The following is a 19,090-nucleotide window of genomic DNA, read 5'->3' as shown; positions in this document are numbered from 1 at the left end:
CGGGCGCCTGAGACGCGGGTGCCGCAGGACCGGACGGCACAGCACCGGGCAACGCAGTACCGGACGGTGCAGCACCGGACGGTGCCGTCGCGGTCCCGCCGGGCGGGCCGCTCAGCGCGCGGCCAGGCCCGCGCCCTCGCCCCCCGGGGCCACCGCCCGTCGCTGCGGGGCGATTCCCGCCGGGACCGCGCGGGAGCGGGCCGGGGTCCCCGTCCAGCAGGTGCCTCTTCGGGACAGGAGGCGGCGGAGCCAGAGTTCGAGGGAGACGAGGTCGGCGAGGCCGTCGAGGGGCAGGGGCTCGCCCGCGGCGGCGCCGCGGAGGGCCTTGCGGACGACGCGGGCCTCGATCAGGCCGGCGTCGGCGAGCAGGGGTGCGTCGAAGAGGGTGATGAGGGGATCCGCCGCCCTGCGCAGGCCCGCGCGGGCCGCGGCGGTGGTGCTGGCCTGGGTGGGGGCGCCCCAGCCGGGCGGGAGGTCGGCGACCCCGGAGCTCTTGAGGACGGTGCGCAGGATCGCCGCGCGCGCCCCCGGCTGCACGCGCAGGGTCTCGGGCAGCGCGCGGCAGGCGCGGACGACCTGGTTGTCCAGGAAGGGGGCGTGCAGGCGCTGGGAGCGGATCTCGGCGGCCTGTTCCAGGACGCGCAGGTCGGCCGCGTGGCGGGCGAGGGCGGCACGCGCGCGGTGGTCGCCGGGCCGCTGGCCGGGGCCCCCCGCGGCGCGGTGGGCGGCGCTCTGGAGGCGGACCGACACTTCCGCCAGTGCCTCGCCGGTCAGCCACCGCGCCGCCGGGCCGGGCCCGCCCCAGGCGAGGGCGGCCAGCGAGGCGCCCACCGCGCCTCCGGGGTCGTCGAAGCGGCGGTTCCTGAGCCGTTCGGCGAGGCCCTCCACCCCCGCCCGGTACGGCGTGCGGGCGAGTCGGCGGGCGGCGCCGTACACGCGCGCGGGGACGAGGACGGAGCCGTCCGCCCGGGTGAGGGCGGCGACGGGGCGCACCAGGTGGCGTCGTTTGCGGTCCATCAGCAGGTCCGCGAGGCGGGCCGGGTGGGCGTCGAGGACCTGGCGGGCGCCGTAGCCCGTGAAGTGGTCGGCGCTGCCGGCGGCGAGGCGGGCGCGGTGGCCGGCCGCGGTCACCAGGCTGGGGCCGGGTTCGTCGGTCAGCGGGCCTTCCAGGTCGGCGTACGGCAGGGTCTCCTCGCCGCCGGTGACGACGACGTGGTGCAGGCGGGGGTTGGCCGCGAGGGTGCCGGCCCGTTGCAGTTCCGCCTCGCGTCCGCCGACGGCGAGGTCGTTGAAGGTGACGGCCAGGAGGCGCTCGCCGGCGCCCGTGCCGTGGCCCAGGAGCGTGCCGGGCATGCCGGGCAGGCCGGCGGCGAGGAGCGCGAGCGTCCCGGAGGCGGGGCCGCCGGACAGGTCGGCGCCGATGCCCGGGACGGGCATCCCGCGCGCGGCGCGCCGCTCCGCGGGGCCCATGCCGGGCACGGGGCCGGGGTCGATGTCGGGGACGTGCCGGGGCGCGGACAGCCGCGCGCGCACGGCTTCGACGAGGGCGTCGCGGATGGCGTCGACCGCGCTGTCCGGATCCGCCGGGACGGCCGCCACGGCGAGCGAGGCGACGGGTTCGTAGCCCGCGATCTCCCGGGCCCCGGCGCGCAGGACGAGCGCGTGCCCCGGCGGAACGCGCCGCACGCCGTCGTACGGGGTGGAGTCGTGCACGGCGGCCGGTACGTCGGGGGCGGCGAGGAGGGCCGCGAGGTGGCCGAAGTCGAGGTTGGCCTCGACGAGGTCGGCCAGCGGCAGCGCGGCCGTCGCGTACGCCGTGCCACCCGCCCAGGGGGTGTGGAACACCGGTCGCGCGCCCGCGAGGTCGCCGCAGACGGTGACGCGCCGGTCGACCTGGACGATCGCGGTGTAGCTGCCGGGCCAGGCCGTCAGGTGCCGGAGTGCGCCCCCGCGCGCGGCGAACAGGCCGACGCGCAGCTGTTCGTCCGTCGCGCCGCAGGTGCCGAGGACCGCGATCCGGGTCCGGGCGTCGGCCCGCACCACCCGCACCTCGTCGGAACGCCAGTCGCCGACGGCCCACAGCGGATCGGGGTCGCCCCACAGGAGTTGGGCGCCCACCGGCTGCAGCGTCTCGCCGTCGTGGCCGATCCGGCCGCCGTCCTCACCGGCGTACGCGCCGGGGCCGCCGTAGGCCCCCGCTCCGGGGCCGCCGGGGCCAGGGGCCGCGGCGGTGCTGCTCCATCCCACCAACCACCGCATCGACGCCTCCACAGGCCGTGGACAACAGCTGCACCGTACGAACGGTTCACATGCTGCCACGAAGAACGCGCCGCAGAGGGAGGTGGCGCCGTGCGAGATCCGCGGAGTGCGCCTGTGCGAGCGCCCCCTCGCCGCCCCGGAGAGCCGGGTGAACTCCCGCGCGCGGGGCGGCGGTCACCGCTTGCACCCCCGCGTGTGCGACGCGAATGCGCCCCCGGTACGCTCCCCCAAAACGCCTCGAGCGCCCTGGATTTCCATGGTGGGAAGCGCATTCGCCGACGGAACACAGGGTCGATTTTCGGCCAATTACGGGGCGCGACAACGCCGTTGAAACGGCTTCGCGCACGCTCCGTCACAGCCGCGCGCCCGGCCCGGCGCGCCGGCCCGGGAGACGACGAACGCCTCCCGGACCGTTCCACCGCCCGCGGGGATTGTGGCGGCGGTGTCCCCCAGCCCACCGGATCCAGTACAGCGGGCCGACCCACGCACCGCCCATGGAAGCGCTCCCCCGGCGGCCGGACCAGAGCGCACGGACGGGCGCACGGCCACACGTCGGGAGCACGCCGCAACCGTGCGTGTGGGGGCCGTACGCGCGTACGGACCACAATCCCGCCATCCGGAAGAATGCCCCTTAACGCTTGGGATGCGGCGAACTACGCTGGGTTTACGAATGCCGCACGGTTATGCCAGCGCGGCAGCCGTCTGTGTCGAGGGGTGGCGCAATGTCCAGGGAGCAACGCGGGCCGAACGAAAAACTCGGCGCCGTTCTCGCCCTCGCGGGAATCAGCAACGCGGGACTCGCGCGTCGCGTCAACGACCTCGGCGCCCAACGCGGGTTGACGCTTCGCTACGACAAGACGTCGGTGGCGCGCTGGGTGTCGAAGGGCATGGTGCCGCAGGGCGCCGCGCCGCACCTCATCGCGGCCGCCATCGGCCAGAAGCTCGGCCGGCCCGTGCCCCTGCACGAGATCGGACTGGCGGACGCGGACCCCGCGCCCGAAGTGGGCCTGGCCTTCCCCCGGGACGTCGGGCAGGCCGTGCGTTCGGCGACCGACCTGTACCGGCTCGACCTCGCGGGCCGCCGGGCCGGCTCGGGCGGCATCTGGCATTCGCTGGCCGGCTCGTTCGCGGTGAGCGCGTACGCGACGCCCGCCTCACGGTGGCTGATAACCCCGGCCGACAGTTCGGTGGCGCGCGAGGTGAACTCCGCCGAGTCCTCGGGCACACCGCTCAAAGTCGGCCACAGCGACGTGCGGAAACTGCGGGAGGCCGCCGAGGACGCCAGGCGCTGGGACTCCAAGTACGGGGGCGGCGACTGGCGTTCGTCCATGGTGCCGGAGTGCCTGCGGGTGGAGGCCGCGCCCCTGCTGCTCGGCGCGTACTCCGACGAGGTCGGCCGCGCCCTGTTCGGCGCCTCCGCCGAGCTCACCCGGCTCGCGGGCTGGATGGCCTTCGACACCGGTCAGCAGGAGGCCGCCCAGCGCTACTACATCCAGGCGCTGCGCCTCGCGCGCGCGGCCGCCGACGTGCCCCTCGGGGGATACGTCCTGGCCTCCATGTCCCTCCAGGCGACCTACCGCGGCTTCGGGGACGAGGGCGTCGACCTCGCCCAGGCCGCCCTGGAGCGCAACCGCGGCCTGGCCACGGCCCGCACGATGAGCTTCTTCCGCCTCGTCGAGGCACGCGCCCACGCGCGGGCGGGGGACGCCCAGGCCGCCGGCGCCGCCCTCAAGGCGGCCGAGAGCTGGCTGGAGCGGGCCCGCGACGGCGACCACGACCCGTCGTGGCTCGGTTTCTACTCCTACGACCGCTTCGCCGCCGACGCCGCCGAGTGCTACCGCGACCTGAAGGCACCGCGCCAGGTACGCCGCTTCACCGAGCAGGCGCTGTCGCAGCCGACGGAGGAGTTCGTGCGCTCGCACGGCCTGCGGCTCGTCGTCTCGGCCGTGGCCGAGCTGGAGTCGGGCAACCTGGACGCGGCCTGCGAGCAGGGCGTGCGGGCGGTGGAGGTGGCCGGCCGGATCTCGTCCGCCCGCACCACCGAGTACGTCAAGGACCTCCTGCACCGCCTGGAGCCGTACGGCGACGAGCCCCGCGTGGTCGAGCTGCGCGAGCGGGCCCGGCCGCTGCTGATGACACCGGCCTAGGGCGTGTCTGACAATTCCCGCCGGGCGCGCGACGCCTGGCACGGCACCTCGCCGCGTTGTCGGATCACCCGAGTACACCCAGTACACGGGCGATCCTCCGCCTTGCGATGCACCGCACCAGACGCCGCGCGCTGATCCGACGCCAATTGTCAGACACGCCCTAGCACCCCGTACCGCCGCACGGGTTTGAAGGCACTGTCAGTGGCGCAGTGCACTATCGAAGCCGGGAGGTGGTGCAGGTGCGGGCGATCGGCTACGACTGCGACGTGCTGGTGATCGGGGGCGGCATCGTCGGCCTGTCGACGGCGCACGCGATCAGCCGCGCCGCGCCGGGCACCCGCGTGACGGTGCTGGAGAAGGAGCCGGGCCCGGCCCGCCACCAGACGGGCCGCAACAGCGGCGTCATCCACAGCGGCGTCTACTACCGCCCCGGCTCCCTCAAGGCGCGCTACGCGGTCCGGGGTTCCGCCGAGATGATCAAGTTCTGTGCGGAGTACGGCGTCCCGCACGCCGTCACGGGCAAGCTGATCGTCGCCACGGACCGCGCCGAGCTGCCCCGCCTGCACGCCCTGGCCCAGCGCGGCCGGGAGAACGGGATCGCGGTCCGCGAGCTGGGCCCCGCCCAGATCACGGAGTACGAGCCGGAGGTCACCGGCCTCGCGGCGATCCGCGTCGGCTCGACCGGCACCTGCGACTTCACCGCGGTCGCCCGCCGGCTCGGCGAGGCCTCCGGCGCGGAGCTCCGCTACGGCGCGCAGGTCGTCCGGATCGACCGCCGCGCCGGCCGCGGGGTGGCCGTGCGCACCGCGCGCGGTGACGTCGTCCGCGGCCGCGTCCTGGTGAACTGCGCCGGTCTGCACTGCGACGAGATCGCCCGCCTGACCGGGGACGAGCCCGAGGTCCGCATCGTCCCCTTCCGCGGCGAGTACTACGAACTGGCCCGCCACGACCTGGTGCGCGGCCTGGTGTACCCGGTTCCCGACCCGGCCTTCCCGTTCCTCGGCGTGCACCTCACCCGGGGCCTGGACGGCAGCGTCCACGTCGGCCCCAACGCGGTCCCGGCCCTGGCCCGCGAGGGGTACGGCTGGGGGGTCGTGCGTCCGCGGGAGGCCGCGGCGACGGCGGCCTGGCCGGGCGCCCGGCGCCTGGCCCGCCGGCACTGGCGCCACGGCGTCGGGGAGCTGCACCGGTCCCTGTCCAAGCGCGCCTTCGTGGCGGAGGTGCGCCGGCTGCTGCCCGCGGTCGAGCCGCGGGACCTGGTGCGCGCGACCCCTGGCGTCCGTGCCCAGGCCGTCCGGCGGGACGGCTCCCTGGTGGACGACTTCCTCATACGGCGGTCCCCGCGCGCGGTCCACGTGCTGAACGCCCCCTCCCCCGCGGCGACGGCCTCCCTGCCGATCGGCCGGGAGGTGGCCCGCAGGGCGCTGGAGGCGCTGGGGCCCGTGTAGGCGGGCGTCCCCCGCACGAGGACGCCGGGCGGACGGGCCGGGCGGGCGGCGGGGGCGACGGCCCCGGTCGCGCCGACCGCCCGGCTGAGTCCGGCGCAGTCCGGCGCGGTCCGGCTCGGCCCTGCCCGGCGCCCTCCGGAAAAGCGCCACCCGCGCCAGCGCCCCCACCCGCGCGCTCGCCTCCCCCGTCGCCTCCCCGTCGTCCCACCCCGCCCGGCCCGCCCCCTCCCGCCGCCGCCCGTAAAATCGAGCCCACTGTGTCTGATTCGTTGAGCGCCCCAGAACCCGCCAGGCCCGCCCCCGGTGACCACCACCCCGGCGAGCCCGCCCGCCGCACCCGTGCCAAGGGGGAGCCGCGCTTCCCCGACGGTCCGCAGGCCGATCCCGCCGGCTCGCACTTCGAGCGGCGGATCAGGAGCTTCCAGCCGCGGCGCAGCCGGGTCACCGCGGGCCAGGCCGACGCGCTCCAGCGGTTGTGGGCGAAGTGGGGCCTGGACATCGACGGGCACGACGTCGACCTCCCCGAGCTGTTCGGCGACGACAACCCGGTCGTGCTGGAGATCGGCTTCGGCATGGGCGAGGCGACGGCCCAGATGGCCGCCGCCGACCCCGGGACGAACATCCTCGCCGTGGACGTCCACACCCCCGGCCAGGGCAATCTCCTCAACCTCGCGGACCGCGGCGGCCTGACGAACATCCGGGTGGGCAACGGCGACGCGATCATCCTGCTCCGCGAGATGCTCCCCCCGGACTCCCTCGCCGGGCTGCGCGTCTACTTCCCCGACCCCTGGCCCAAGAAGCGCCACCACAAGCGGCGCCTGATCCAGCCGGAGTTCCTCGACCTCGCCGCGACCCGGCTGAGACCGGGCGCGCTCGTGCACTGCGCGACCGACTGGGAGCCGTACGCGGAGCAGATGCTCGAGGTGCTCACCGCGCACCCCGGCTTCGCCAACACCCGCGCCGACGGCGGTTTCGCGCCGCGCCCCGGCTTCCGGCCGCTGACCCGTTTCGAGGGCCAGGGGCTGGACAAGGGCCACGTGGTGAACGACCTGCTCTTCCGCCGCGTACAGCACAAGGGTCGCCGGGATCACTGACCAGCGGAAATCCCTCCACCACCGTCCGCTCCCTCGTTAGGGTCGATGCCGTGGCCACCAGTTCCCCGCTTCCCCCGCTCCCCCCGCACCCGCCGCACCCCGGCGGCCCGGCCGAGGGCGGTGTGCTGCGGCATGCGCACTGGTGGCAGCACAGGTGGGTCCGCTACGGCGCGCTGATCACGCTGCTCGCCCTGTCGGGACTGGTGATCGTCGCCCTCGTCCGCGAGCAGACGGGCACGGAGGGGTTCCTGGTCGGGCTGGGCCTGGCGATCCTTCCCGTGCCCCTGCTCGTGGCCGCGTTCCGCTGGCTCGACCGGGTGGAACCCGGCCCCTGGCGGAATCTGGTCTTCTCCTTCTCCTGGGGCGCGTGCGCGGCGGCGCTGATCGCGCTCGTCGCGAACAGCTTCGCGGTGCGCTGGATAGCGACGACGACGGCCGACCCGGCCCACGCCGACACCCTGGGCGCGACCGTGATCGCGCCGGTCGTCGAGGAGACCGCCAAGGCGGCGGCCGTCCTCCTCGTGTTCCTGTTCCGCAGGCGGGACTTCACCGGGATCGTCGACGGGGTCGTGATAGCCGGGATCACCGCCACCGGCTTCGCGTTCACCGAGAACATCCTCTACCTCGGCAACGCCTTCGGCACCGACCAGCTGACCGGGGACGGCGGCATCGCCTCCGTCACCGTCGCCACGTTCTTCGTGCGCGTGGTCATGTCGCCGTTCGCGCACCCCCTGTTCACGGTGCTGACCGGTCTCGGTTTCGGCATCGCCGCGCTGTCCGGGGAGCGCCGGCGCGTGCGGCGCGTGGTGCTGCCGCTGTGCGGGCTGCTGCTCGCGATGCTCATGCACGCCCTGTGGAACGGCTCCGCGACCTTCGGCGGCTGGGGATTCCTCGCCGTGTACGGGGCGTTCATGGTGCCCGCGTTCGGAGTGCTGACCTGGCTGGTGGTGTGGACGCGCCAGCGCGAGCTGGGCACCGTGCGCGACGAACTGCCCGCGTACACGGCCGCCGGCTGGCTCGGCCCGGCCGAGCCGTACGCCCTCGGCTCGATGCGGGCCCGCCGGCTGGCCCGGCAGTACGCCCGGCGGCACCTGGGCAGGCCGGCGGCGCGCGAGGTGGCGCAGTACGAGGCCTACGCCACGTCGCTCGCGTTCCTGCGGCACCGCGGACGGCAGGGCCGGGGCGGCGCCGACTTCGTCGCACGGGAGCGGGAGTTGCTCAACGAGCTGTGGCGGCGCCGGGAGGTGGCCCGGCCGGCGCTGGAGCACGCGTCCCGGCTGGCGGCCCCGGCGCCGCTGCCGGTCTACGGGATGTACGGGGGGTACGGCGTGCACGGAGGGTACGGCGTGCACGGGGGGTACGGGTTCCCGCCGGGGGCGGCGCACCCGCCGGCCGGGTACCACGGGTATCCCGGGTACGCCTCCCCTCCGCACACCGTGCCCCACCCGCAGACCGCGCCCGCCCCGCACACCGCGCCGTACCCGTACCGGTCCTGAACGGCGGGCGGGGGAGTACGCCTCTCGAGCGGACGCCCCGCGTCCCGTGTCCAGGGCGGGCCGCGGAAGTCCCTCCCCCCTGGAGGGCGCCCCCGGCCCGGCGACGCCTGGCACGCACTCTCCCGGAAGAAGCACCTCCGGCCGCGTTGTCGGGGTCGCCCCGGTACCACCGGTGTCGGGGCGGCCCTCCGTCGTGCGATCGCGCGCGCCGGACGCCGCCGGGACGCCCTTCGGGCAGACGACGCCACTTTCGAAACACGCCCTAGGCGGACGCCTCCGTGAGGCGGGTGATCTCCGCCTCCGTCAGCTTCAGGTCGGCCACCGCCAGCAGCGCCGGGAGCTGGTCCACCGTGCGGGCGGACGCGATCGGGGCGGCTACGGTCGGCCGGGCGGCGAGCCAGGCCAGGGCCACCGTGGCGACCTCGGCGTCACGGGCGCGGGCGACCTCGTCCAGGGCGGTGAGCACCTTCTGCCCCCGCTCGGTCCCCAGGTGCCGGGCGGCGCCCTGGGCGCGGGCGCTGTCCACCGTCGTACCGGGGCGGTACTTGCCGGTGAGGAAGCCGGACGCCAGCGCGTAGTACGGCACGGCGGCGAGGCCGGACGCGGCGACCAGGTCCTGGAGTCCGCCCTCGTAGGTGTCGCGGGAGACCAGGTTGTAGTGCGGCTGGAGCGCCACGTAGCGGGCGAGGCCCTCGCGGTCGGAGAACTCCAGTGAGGCCCGCAGGCGTGCGGGGGAGATGTTGGAGGCGGCGATGTGCCGCACCTTGCCCGCCTTGACCAGTTCGTCGAGCGCGCCGACGATCTCCTCGACGGGCACCTCGGGCTTGTCGAAGTGGGTGTAGTAGAGGTCGATGCGGTCGGTGCCCAGGCGTCGCAGCGAGGCGTCGGCGGCGGCCTTGATGTTGGCGCCGGTCAGCCCCTGATGGTCGGGGTGCTGGCTCACCTTGGTGGCGATCACGACGTCGTCGCGGTTGCCGCGGGACGTGAGCCACTTGCCGATGAGGGTCTCGGACTCGCCGCCGCGGTTGCCCTCGACCCACGCCGAGTAGGAGTCGGCGGTGTCGACGAAGTTGCCGCCGGCGGCCGTGTAGGCGTCGAGGACGGCGAAGGAGGCCGTCTCGTCCGCGGTCCAGCCGAAGACGTTGCCGCCGAGGGCGAGCGGGAAGACCTCGAGGTCGGAGGAGCCGAGCTTGCGCAGAGAAGTCATGCCCGGTGACAACGCCCTGGCCGAAGGCGCGCATTCCGCGCCTTCGGCCAGGGTTCACGAACATCCGGGAAACGTCCGGGTGCAGACCTCACCGGCCCCCGTGACGCTTCCCGGAAGACCTCGGGAGCCCTGACGGTCCCCCGAGGAGGTTCTCGGGGAACCGGCGGGAAACCGGGAGGGCTCTCAGGGGCACCCGGCAGGAGTCCGGGTCGCCGGGGAGCACGTCCGGCGTGGCCTCAGGGGTTGAGCCCCTTGTCCCGGAGCCAGGCGGCCGGGTCGATGCCGGAGGTGCTGCCGCCGGGGTGGACCTCCATGTGGAGGTGGGCCCCGGTGACGTTGCCCGTGGCACCGACGCGGCCGATGACGTCGCCGGTGGCGACCTTCTGGCCGACGCTGACGCCGATGGAGGACTGGTGGGCGTACCAGATCTCGGTGCCGTCCTCGAGGGTGAGCACGGTCCTGTACCCGTAGGACCCGTCGTAGCCGGCGGAGGTGATGGTGCCGCTGTGCACGGCCTTGAGGAGCGTGCCGGTGGGGGCGGCGAAGTCGAGGCCGGTGTGGTACCCGGAGGACCAGTAGGCGCCGGCCTGACCGAAGGTCGAGGTGATCGTGTACGAGGAGGTCGGCAGCGTGTACTGCTTGGCCAGTTCGGCGAGGCGCTCGGCCTCCGCCTTCTTGGCGGCTTCCTCCGCGGCCTTCTTCTTGGCGGCCTCGGCCTTGGCCGCGGCCTCCTTCTCGGCCTTGGCGGCGGCCTCGGTGGCGGCCTTGGCCGCGGCGGCCTCGGCGGCTTCCTGCGCCTTGGTCTCGACCTGGGTCTGCTGCGACTCGGCCTGCGCCATGATCCGGTTGCGCAGCGCCTCTCCGGCGTCGGCACCGCTGCCGGCGCTGTCGGCGGCGACGGTCTCGGCGCCGAAGGTGCTGAGCGCGGGCGCCGTCTCCACCTCGGGGGTGGTGTCGTCGTCCGAGATGAGGGAACCCACGGAGGGGAGGTCCGGCATGGAGATGGAGACCGGCGACTTGCCGGTGTTGGCGCTGGCCATGCCCGCGCCGCCGACGGCGGCTATGACGCCGACGCCGAGAACGGTGGAGCTGCGGGCGAGTCCGCCGCGCTGCTTGGCGACGCGGTGCTTGCCGCGTACCGGACGAACGGAGTCCGCGGTGGGGTTCCATTCCTCCCAGGGGCCCTCGTCGGCACGGTAGGTGCCGTAGCCGAAGGTCTGCTGGCCGGGCACGGCGGGGGCTTCTGGGGCAGGCCGGTTGGACGCCACGCGGGCGCGCTCCTTTCCTTCCGTCGCCTACCGGGTTAGCTGACGGGTTCGGAGCGGGAAGGTCTCCTACGCGCGTATACCGGCCGTGACTGTACGGCGGCTTCCGCGCGATTCACCCCAAGTTGGTGGTTCCCCGGTTCCCTTGCGGGATTCGGCGCGTGCGCACGGAGCCGTCTCTTGTGACGGCTGGGACGACCGCGCTGCGTTATCGAACGTTAATAGACGCAGGGGCGGGATTCCAAGCCGTTCGGCTTGATCAACAACATTGACGGCCTGGACTTTCAGCCCAGGACCGGTGAAAAACGGGCGAGTTGACCGTCCGCCTGAAACGTTCAGGAGTCATCTGGGTTTTGATGGTGACTCAAACGTTATGCGCAGGGCTCCGGAGCGTTCACGATGCGTGACGGGAAAGGTCGCCCCGACGCACCGAGGGCCGGAATTCCTTGATCGGAATTCCGGCCCTCGGCCTTGAGTAGCGGGGACAGGATTTGAACCTGCGACCTCTGGGTTATGAGCCCAGCGAGCTACCGAGCTGCTCCACCCCGCGTCGGTGTGACACCAGTCTACGCCATGCGGGGGACGCCCAGAACCACGGCCGGATCCGGGGGGCCGGACGGGGCCGGACGGGGGACGAGCCGGAGGCAGGCCGGCGGACGGACGGAGGGCCGGTCGGAGATCCGGGCGGGGCCCCGCGGCCAGGTGGGCCGGCGGTCAGGTGGTGCCGCGGTCAGGTGGTCCCGCGGAGCAGATGGCCGTTGGGTGCCTTCGCCCGCTCCTCGTACTCGGGAAGGACGACGACGTCCGCGCCCTCGGCGGCCAGCAGACCGCTCCCGTCGGCGTCGGTGACGAAGGTGTCCGGCTCCCGCCAGGCCGTCACGACCCGGCGCACACCGGCGTCGAGGATCAGGCGGGCGCACGGGGCCGGCCGGGAGGAGCGCCGGGCGCAGGGTTCCAGGCTGCTGTAGACGGTCGCGCCGGCCAGCCGGGGGTCGGCGGGGTCGATCTTGGCGAGGGCCGCCTCCTCGGCGTGGACGACCGGATCGCCCGCCTCGCGGGAGTGACCGCGGGCCAGTTCCGTGCCGTCGGCGGCCACCACGACCGCGCCGACGCTGAACGCGGTCCGCGACGGCGGGCAGGCGGCGGCCAGTTCGCAGGCGAGGGCCAGCCAGTGCCGGTCGGCTGCGGCGGGCAGCGGCCCGGCGCCGGGTGCGGTGGGCTCGTACGTCATGAGGACCACGTCCTCGATGCGCCGGGTCCCCGTCAGCCGCAGGCGCCCGCCCTGGTAGCCGCCGGGGCCGAACAGCCGGGGCGCGTCCGGGTCGCCCACGAACAGGGGGGCCAGGACGAGCTGGAGTTCGTCGGCGAGGCCCTCCCGGAGGAGCTGGGTGTGGACCGTGCCGCCTCCCTCGACCATGAGGCGCCGCACGCCCCGCACGTCGTGGAGGTGTTCCAGGAGCCGCCGCCAGTCGAGGCCGGGGCCCAGCGCGACGACGTCCGCCGCGAGGCCGAGGGCACGGGCGCGGTCCGCACCGGCGTCGGTCGTGAGGAGGACCTTCTCCCCGCCGGTGTGCCAGAACGGTGCCGCCGGGTCCAGCTCGCCGGTCCCGCTGACCGTGACCTTCAGGGGGTACTCCGGCTTCCCCGCGGCCACCCGGGCGGCGCGGCGGGCGGGCGAGTTGACCAGCAGGCGCGGGTTGTCGGCGCGGATCGTGCCGGCCCCGACCAGGATGGCGTCGACGGAGGCCCGCACCTCGTCGACCCGGTCGAAGTCGGCCGGGCCGGACAGCAGCAGCCGGTCGGGGCCGGTGTCGTCGAGGTAGCCGTCGAGCGAGACGGCGGCGGACAGCAGGACGTACGGGTACGGCATCGGCGCGGGTCTCTCCGGGATCGGGGACGGGGGCGGAATCGGAGCTGGGGGAGTCGGAGCGGGGGGCGGAGTCGGAGCGGGGGACGGAGCAGAGGTGGGAAACGGGACCGGAGCGGTGTCGGGCCGGGGCCGGTGAGCGGCGGGGACGAGGGCTCGGCGGCACGGCAACTCTTGGTTCAAGTTTGAAACAAAACTACACTGGCCGCATGACGACCCGCTGGCTCACCCCCGAGGAGCAGCGCGCCTGGCGCGCGTACATCGCCGGATACCTCCTCCTGGAGGACGCGATCGACCGGCAGCTCCAGCAGGAGGCCGGCATGCCCCACGCCTACTACTCCATCCTCGCCCATCTCTCCGAGGCGCCGGAGCGGCGGCTGCGCATGACCGACCTGGCGGAGCACCTGAAGGCCACCCGCAGCAGGCTGACGTACGCCGTGACGCGGCTCGAGAAGGACGGGCTGGTGCGGCGCGAGGACTGCCCCTCCGACCGGCGGGGAAGCGTCGCGGTCCTGACGGACGAGGGCATGGCCGTCCTGGAGGGGGCGGCGCCCGGCCACGTCGAGACCGTGCGCGGCCTGCTCTTCGACCGGCTCACGTCCGAGCAGGTGGGGCAGCTGGAGGAGATCTTCACCCGGATCGCGCGGGGCCTTCAGGGAGACGGCGGCGAGGCCGCCCCCGAGGACCCGCCGTGGCGCCGGCGCTCCTCACCCTGCTCCGGGACCCCGTGAGCCGGCGGCTCCGCCCGTGAGCCACCGCACCGCTCCATTGCTTCAAATTTCAAGCATGGGGTAGGGTCACGGACCGTAGATCTGCTTCAAATCTGAAGCAGAAGACGTGTGCACCGCCCCGGACCCGGAGAACCCGCATGCCCGACACTCCCGCCGCCACCCAGCGCGCCCGCGTCCGGGTACCGCTGCGCTTCCACGACGGCTACTCGGTGGACGCCGAACTCGTCACCTTCCACGGCCTCGCCGACGGCCGCGAGCACGTCGCCGTCGTCCTCGGCGACCCGGGCCCCGTCCCGCTCGTCCGGCTGCACTCCGAGTGCCTGACCGGCGACGTCCTCGGCTCCGCCCGCTGCGACTGCGGCCCGCAGCTGCGCGAGGCGGTCGAGCGCATCGCCGACCGCGGCGGAATCCTGCTCTACCTGCGACAGGAGGGCCGCGGCATCGGCCTCTACAACAAGCTCGACGCGTACGCCCTCCAGGACCAGGGCCTCGACACCTACGAGGCGAACGCCGCCCTCGGGCTGCCGGAGGACGCCCGGGACTACACCGCCGCCGCCCAGATGCTGCGCGCCCTGGGCGTCACGGAGCTGGACCTGCTGTCCAACAACCCCGACAAGGCGGAGCAGCTCCGCGAGCGGGGCGTCGGCGTCCGCGACCGGGTGCCCACCGGCGTCTTCACCACCCCGCACAACGTGCGCTACCTGCGGGCCAAGGTCCTGACGACCCGGCACACGCTGCCCCTGGCCGACCTGACCGAGATCACCGAGATCACCGACCTCAGCGGCCGGGACGCGCCCGGCTCCCTCCCGTCGGCCGGATCGGGCCGAACGGCCCGTCCAGCGCCGCCCATTGGAGCAGCATGATGGTCTTCGCGTCGGCGATCCCGCCGGTGCGGACCAGGGCGAGCGCCTCGGTGAAGGGCAGTTCCACGACCGTGATGTCCTCCCCCTCGGCCGCGAGGCCGGCCCGCTCCGCGCCCGGCGCCGAGCCGTCGTAGGGGGCGGCGAAGAAGCTCAGGCGTTCGGTGACCGAGCCGGGGCTCATGAAGGCGTCGAAGACGTGCTCGACCTCGTGGACGGTCCGGCCGGTCTCCTCCACCGCCTCGCGGCGGATCGCCTCCCGCGGGTCGTCGCCGTCCAGCAGCCCGGCCGCGGCCTCCAGCAGCATGCCGTCGGGGTGGCCGTTGACGTACGCGGGCAGCCGGAACTGACGGGTCAGCAGGACCGTGCGCCGGTCGGGGTCGTAGAGCAGGATGGTCGCGCCGTCGCCGCGGTCGTAGGTCTCGCGCCGCTCGCGGCTCCAGTGGCCGTCGCCGTGCCGGTAGTCGAAGGTGGTGCGGCGCAGCACCGACCAGTCGCAGGCGAGCACCTCGACGTCGACGACGCGCACGCGCGCGTTGCCCGTCAGGTCGCGGCCCTGGCGGTCGAGTCCGGTGCGGCCGCGGGGGTCGGGGACGTCGATGCCGGGCCGGCCCGCCGGGGCGGTCATCGGGCGCCGCCGGCGGCCGGCACGCCGGCGAGGTCCGTGTAGACGTCCTTGCCGCGCGTGCGGGCCCGTTCCACCATCCGGTCCGCGCCCGCCGAGGGGCCGCCGATCCGCAGGACGGCGTCGCAGCGGTCCAGGAGGCGTTCGGCGACGGGGTGGAAGAGTTCGTCGAAGAGCGGGTCGCCGGGACCGCCGCCGCCCGCCGCCTCCAGCAGGGGCAGCGCCAGCGCCTCGCCGGTGACCGGCAGGTGCCCGGCCCGGAACAGGACGAGGGCGGTCTCGTCCATGGCCCGTACGTTCGCGGCGAGTTTCGCGGGGTCGTCACCGGTGCCCGAGCGGTACGGGCCGGCGACGAGGATCATCAGGGGCGGGTGGGGCACGGGCTCACTCCTCGGCTCGGTGGGCGGGCGGACGTCCTGGGCCGGCGGTGACCGGCGTCTCAGACCAGCAGCGTCTCCACTCCGGCCTCGCGCAGCGCCCGGAGGGTCTGCGGGCCCGCGGGGTGGGTGTCGGGGCCGGCCGCCGCGCCGTCGGTGACGAAGGCGTGGACCGCGTCGAGCGGGGCGACCCGGTTGAAGGCGCGCACGCCCAGCTTCGTCGCGTCGGCCACCGCGACCGTGCGGTCCGCCTGGCCGAGCCCCACCCGTTTCACGGCGGCGTCGTCGAGCGAGAACTCCGACCAGCCGTGCCGGGCGTGCACCCCGCCGATGGACATGACGAACAGGTCGAAGGCGAGGGACTCCAGGGTCCGCAGCGCCAGCGGCCCCACCAGGGACCGCTCGCCGGGCCGCGACCGGCCGCCGACGACCAGCAGCTCGACGCCGGGCCGGTCGGCCAGCCGCACCGCCGCCTGGAGGCTGAGCACCGCGACCGTCAACGGCCCGCGCGCGGCCAGGTGTTCGGCCACGTGCACGGTGGTGGTCCCGGCGTCCAGCAGCACCCGCGAGCCCGGCTCCACCAGGCCGGCGACGGCCGCGCCCAGCCGGTCCTTGGTCGCGCCCTGCCACGCCTGCCGCGCGTCGAAGCCGGCGCCCTCCTCGCGTGCCCGCGCGGGCACGGCCCCGCCGTGCACCCGGCGCACCAGGCCCTGCCTCTCCAGCGCGTCGAGGTCGCGGCGGACGGTCATCTCGGACACCCCGAGCCGTTGCGCGAGTTCGACGACGGACACCTGCCCCGCGGCTCCCTGGACGAGCCGCAGGGTCAGGTCCAGACGGTCGGCGATCCCCACGAGGGCATTCCTATCACCTGGATGTGAGAACGCACATCCCGTTGTGAGATCCGGGACCCGCCGCCCGAGCACACCGCGGCGCCGCAGGAACGACCGAGCCCCCGCGCCGGATCACTCCGGCGCGGGGGCTTCCTGGTAGGCCCTGTGGGACTCGAACCCACAACCAATGGATTAAAAGTCCACTGCTCTGCCAATTGAGCTAAGGGCCCGGGCGATGTTGCCTCCCCGAGCATAGCCGGACGTGGCCGTGTCGCCGATCGGGTATCGGGACACGGCCGCGCCGGACGGCGAAGACCGGTCACGGATCGACCGGATCCGCCGCCCCCTCCGCCGTCCCCTCCGCCGTCGCCCCCGCCGTCTCGCGGGGGGCCGCCCGCCCGTCGGCGGGCCTGAGGAACCAGTGCCGCGCCGAGGCGAACCACCACACGGCCGCGAAGCCGAGGACGACCAGGACGGCCACCGGGGCGTAGTTGAAGGTCTCCGGGGTCACCGGGGAGACCTGGGGGAGCATGAACAGGACGGTGATGACGCCCACCCAGACGACGGAGATCACGCCGACCGTCCGGGACCACCGGCCCAGGTGCCAGGGGCCGCGGGCGAAGTCGTCGCCCTTGCGCAGCCGCAGCAGGGTCGGGACGGCGTAGGCGAGGTAGAGGCCGATGACGGCGATGGAGGTGACGGCCGCGTAGGCCGTGACGTTGATGAGGTAGGGCAGGCCCAGCAGCAGCGCGCCGCCCGCCGCGAGCCAGACCGCCGCCACGGGGGTCCGGGTGCGCGGGCTGACGGTGCGCCAGAGCCGCGAGAAGGGCAGGGCCCCGTCGCGGGAGAAGGCGTAGATCATGCGGCTGTTGGCGGTGACGGAGGCCATCCCGCAGAACAGCTGCGCGCCGATCACGACGAGGAGCAGCAGCTTGCCCGCCGTGGCGCCGAGCGCGTCGAGGAGGATCTGGGCGGGCGGGGCGCCGGTCGGGGAGGCGAGGGCGCCGTCGTAGGACCGGATGGCGAAGGTGAAGCCGAGGAGCAGGACGAAACCCGCTATCCACGAGGTCCAGATGGACCGCACGATGCCCCGGGGACCCGCGGTCGACGCGTCGTGGGTCTCCTCGGTCATGTGGGCGGAGGCGTCGTATCCGGTGAAGGTGTACTGGGCCATCAGCAGGCCGAGGGCGACGACGTAGACGCCGCTGCCCCAGCCGGTGTTGTTGACGAACTCGCCGAAGACGAACGACGCCGACCGGTGCTCGTCCGGCACGAGGGCCAGCGCGCCGACGATCACGGCCACCCCGAGGACGTGCCACCACACGCTCACGCTGTTGAGGAGCGCGACGATGCGCACCCCGAAGGTGTTGAGCAGGCCGTGCAGCACGAGGATGCCCGCGAACAGCAGGATCGTGCGGCCGGGCGTGACCTCGAAGCCGAACTGGAGATTGAGCCAGGCGCCGAGGAAGGACGCGGCGCCGAAGTCGATGCCGGCCGTCACGGCGACCTGGCCGAGCACGTTGAACCAGCCCGTGAACCAGGCCCAGGCGGCCGCGCTGCGGGGCGGCGCCAGCCGGTGGGCCCAGAAGTACAGGCCGGCCGAGGTGGGGTAGGCCGAGCAGATCTCGGCCATCGACAGCCCGACGAACAGGGTCATCAGGCCGACCGCGACCCAGCCCCAGGTGATCACGGCGGGGCCGCCGGTGTTCATGCCGAACAGGTACAGCGTCAGGCATCCCGACAGGACCGAGATGATCGTGAAGGAGACCGCGTAGTTGGAGAACGCCGACATCCGGCGCGCGAGGACCTGCGTGTATCCGAGCTGGGCCAGCCGTTCCTCGTCCGAGGGCCCACTCGCCGTGCCGTCATCTGTCATGCCCCCAGCAATTCCCTCGCCGGGGACGTGACACACGTCACCACGTGACCGGAAAGGGCCCCTGCGGATTCCGGAGATCCGCCAGAAGAGGCCCCTGTAGCCCTGCCGGCCGGTGGCGGTCCGCACCCGGGCCGAGAAGGCGCCCTTGCCGTGGGTGTGGTGCAGGCCCAGAGCGCCCGACGCGTTCGGCGTGACCGGCTCGCCGTAGCTGTGGATCCCCCACACCCCGCTCGTGGTCGGCGGAAGGGGTGTGGTGTCCGCGGCGGCCGGAACCGCGGTGGTCAGGGGCAGAGAGCCCGCGCCGAGGGCGACGAGGCTCGCGAAGGTGAGTGTGCTCCGGGCACGCCGGGCCGATGGGTCCCTCCCCAGGGGATACGAGAACGGCGTGGCGGCGGTTCTCCCCCTCCGGCCGCTCTGTCCGTGCCGAGCGAGGGAATGCCGGCAACCGGCCCGGGGCGGCGGTGGGGAACACCGGGCCCCGCCCCGTCGGACACGGCTCCGCCCCTCGGACACGGGGAAGGGCCCGTACGACCGGAGTCGTACGGGCCCTTCCCTGATGCGGTCGGCGGTCGGCGGTCAGCCGGCCGAGCCGGCGTCAGCCGTTGCGCTTCCAGCGCGGCTTGTCGTCACGGCGCCCGAAGGAGCCGCCGCCGGTGCCGCGGTGGTCGTCGCGGCGGGCGGCCGGACGCTCGTGGCCGCCGGCGCGGAAGCCGGTGCCGGGACGGTCGTCGCGGCGGTCGCGGTTGAACGGACGGTCGCTGCCCCGGTGGCCACCGCGCTCGTCGCGGCGGAAGCCGCCCCGGTCGTCACGGCGTTCGAAGGAACGGCCACCCCGGTCGTCACGGTTGAACGAACGGCCACCACGGTCGTCACGGTCCCGGTTGAAACCGCCCCGGTCGTCACGACGCTCGAAGGAACGGCCACCCCGGTCGTCACGGTTGAACGAACGGCCACCACGGTCGTCACGGTCCCGGTTGAAACCGCCCCGGTCGTCACGACGCTCGTACG

14 protein-coding genes, 2 tRNA genes, 1 pseudogene and 1 riboswitch are annotated in these 19,090 nt (G+C 74.4%); of the genes and pseudogenes, 6 read left to right on the top strand and 11 right to left on the bottom strand.

Features of this window, described 5'->3' with window-relative positions:
- Nucleotides 1-111: 111 nt before the first annotated feature.
- Nucleotides 112-2,259 carry an asparagine synthase-related protein gene (locus ACF09K_RS11165; RefSeq protein ID WP_392242397.1) on the bottom strand — a complete coding sequence of 716 codons (2,148 nt, stop codon included), beginning with the start codon at nucleotides 2,257-2,259 and terminating at the stop codon, nucleotides 112-114.
- A gap of 722 nt (nucleotides 2,260-2,981) precedes the next feature.
- On the opposite strand from ACF09K_RS11165, the gene ACF09K_RS11160 reads away from it, so the two are divergent.
- From ACF09K_RS11160 to ACF09K_RS11145, 4 genes are all read left to right on the top strand, one after another.
- Nucleotides 2,982-4,406, top strand: a complete 1,425-nt coding sequence (locus ACF09K_RS11160; RefSeq protein ID WP_392242395.1) for an MFS transporter — start codon at nucleotides 2,982-2,984, stop codon at nucleotides 4,404-4,406.
- A 209-nt stretch (nucleotides 4,407-4,615) separates the two neighbouring features.
- A complete protein-coding gene (gene lhgO, locus ACF09K_RS11155) occupies nucleotides 4,616-5,854 on the top strand; it encodes an L-2-hydroxyglutarate oxidase (protein WP_392242394.1) in 1,239 nt (412 codons plus the stop codon).
- 257 nt (nucleotides 5,855-6,111) lie between these two features.
- Nucleotides 6,112-6,948 (top strand): tRNA (guanosine(46)-N7)-methyltransferase TrmB, encoded by an 837-nt coding sequence (gene trmB, locus ACF09K_RS11150; RefSeq protein WP_392242393.1) that lies wholly within the window; start codon nucleotides 6,112-6,114, stop codon nucleotides 6,946-6,948.
- A 50-nt stretch (nucleotides 6,949-6,998) separates the two neighbouring features.
- Nucleotides 6,999-8,444, top strand: coding sequence for a PrsW family intramembrane metalloprotease (locus ACF09K_RS11145; protein ID WP_392242391.1), 1,446 nt, complete (start codon nucleotides 6,999-7,001; stop codon nucleotides 8,442-8,444).
- Between the two features lie 262 nt (nucleotides 8,445-8,706).
- On the opposite strand, the gene ACF09K_RS11140 is transcribed toward ACF09K_RS11145, so the two are convergent.
- The 4 genes from ACF09K_RS11140 to ACF09K_RS11125 all read right to left on the bottom strand — a co-directional run bounded on the left by ACF09K_RS11140 (nucleotide 8,707) and on the right by ACF09K_RS11125 (nucleotide 12,786).
- A complete protein-coding gene (locus ACF09K_RS11140; protein ID WP_392242390.1) occupies nucleotides 8,707-9,651 on the bottom strand; it encodes an aldo/keto reductase in 945 nt (314 codons plus the stop codon).
- A 236-nt stretch (nucleotides 9,652-9,887) separates the two neighbouring features.
- A complete protein-coding gene (locus tag ACF09K_RS11135; protein WP_392242388.1) occupies nucleotides 9,888-10,919 on the bottom strand; it encodes a M23 family metallopeptidase in 1,032 nt (343 codons plus the stop codon).
- A 9-nt stretch (nucleotides 10,920-10,928) separates the two neighbouring features.
- Nucleotides 10,929-11,086: riboswitch (cyclic di-AMP (ydaO/yuaA leader) on the bottom strand.
- 306 nt (nucleotides 11,087-11,392) lie between these two features.
- Nucleotides 11,393-11,466, bottom strand: a tRNA-Met gene (locus tag ACF09K_RS11130).
- Nucleotides 11,467-11,646: 180 nt separating this feature from the next.
- The gene (locus ACF09K_RS11125; protein WP_392242386.1) at nucleotides 11,647-12,786 is read right to left on the bottom strand and encodes a dihydrofolate reductase family protein; all 1,140 of its coding nucleotides are present in this window, start codon (nucleotides 12,784-12,786) and stop codon (nucleotides 11,647-11,649) included.
- 206 nt (nucleotides 12,787-12,992) lie between these two features.
- Between ACF09K_RS11125 and ACF09K_RS11120 the strand changes: the two genes are divergently transcribed.
- A complete protein-coding gene (locus ACF09K_RS11120) occupies nucleotides 12,993-13,514 on the top strand; it encodes a MarR family winged helix-turn-helix transcriptional regulator (protein WP_392242384.1) in 522 nt (173 codons plus the stop codon).
- A gap of 137 nt (nucleotides 13,515-13,651) precedes the next feature.
- Nucleotides 13,652-14,377: a GTP cyclohydrolase II gene (ribA, locus tag ACF09K_RS11115; protein ID WP_392242383.1), complete on the top strand. Its 726-nt coding sequence runs from the start codon at nucleotides 13,652-13,654 to the stop codon at nucleotides 14,375-14,377.
- Here ribA and ACF09K_RS11110 read toward each other — a convergent pair.
- The 6 genes and pseudogenes from ACF09K_RS11110 to ACF09K_RS11085 form a co-directional block, all read right to left on the bottom strand.
- On the bottom strand, nucleotides 14,292-15,002 hold the full coding sequence (locus ACF09K_RS11110; RefSeq protein ID WP_392242381.1) for an NUDIX domain-containing protein: 711 nt from the start codon (nucleotides 15,000-15,002) through the stop codon (nucleotides 14,292-14,294). The genes ribA and ACF09K_RS11110 overlap by 86 nt on opposite strands.
- Entirely contained in the window at nucleotides 14,999-15,361 is a 363-nt protein-coding gene (locus ACF09K_RS11105; protein ID WP_392242465.1) for a DUF4406 domain-containing protein, read from the bottom strand. Before ACF09K_RS11105 ends, ACF09K_RS11110 begins: the two co-directional genes overlap by 4 nt.
- Before the next feature lie 77 nt (nucleotides 15,362-15,438).
- The gene (locus ACF09K_RS11100; RefSeq protein WP_392242379.1) at nucleotides 15,439-16,227 is read right to left on the bottom strand and encodes a DeoR/GlpR family DNA-binding transcription regulator; all 789 of its coding nucleotides are present in this window, start codon (nucleotides 16,225-16,227) and stop codon (nucleotides 15,439-15,441) included.
- A gap of 133 nt (nucleotides 16,228-16,360) precedes the next feature.
- Nucleotides 16,361-16,436: transfer RNA gene (locus tag ACF09K_RS11095), tRNA-Lys, on the bottom strand.
- 89 nt (nucleotides 16,437-16,525) lie between these two features.
- Nucleotides 16,526-18,082 carry an amino acid permease gene (locus ACF09K_RS11090; RefSeq protein ID WP_392242378.1) on the bottom strand — a complete coding sequence of 519 codons (1,557 nt, stop codon included), beginning with the start codon at nucleotides 18,080-18,082 and terminating at the stop codon, nucleotides 16,526-16,528.
- Between the two features lie 595 nt (nucleotides 18,083-18,677).
- Nucleotides 18,678-19,090, bottom strand: a pseudogene (locus ACF09K_RS11085) (RNA helicase); the annotation flags it as partial.

The sequence above is a fragment of the Streptomyces sp. NPDC014882 genome, from assembly GCF_043081325.1.
In the GTDB taxonomy this organism is placed as follows: Bacteria; Actinomycetota; Actinomycetes; order Streptomycetales; family Streptomycetaceae; genus Streptomyces.
Note: the sequence above shows the minus strand (reverse complement) of the source record. Positions and strands in the feature narration are given on the sequence as shown.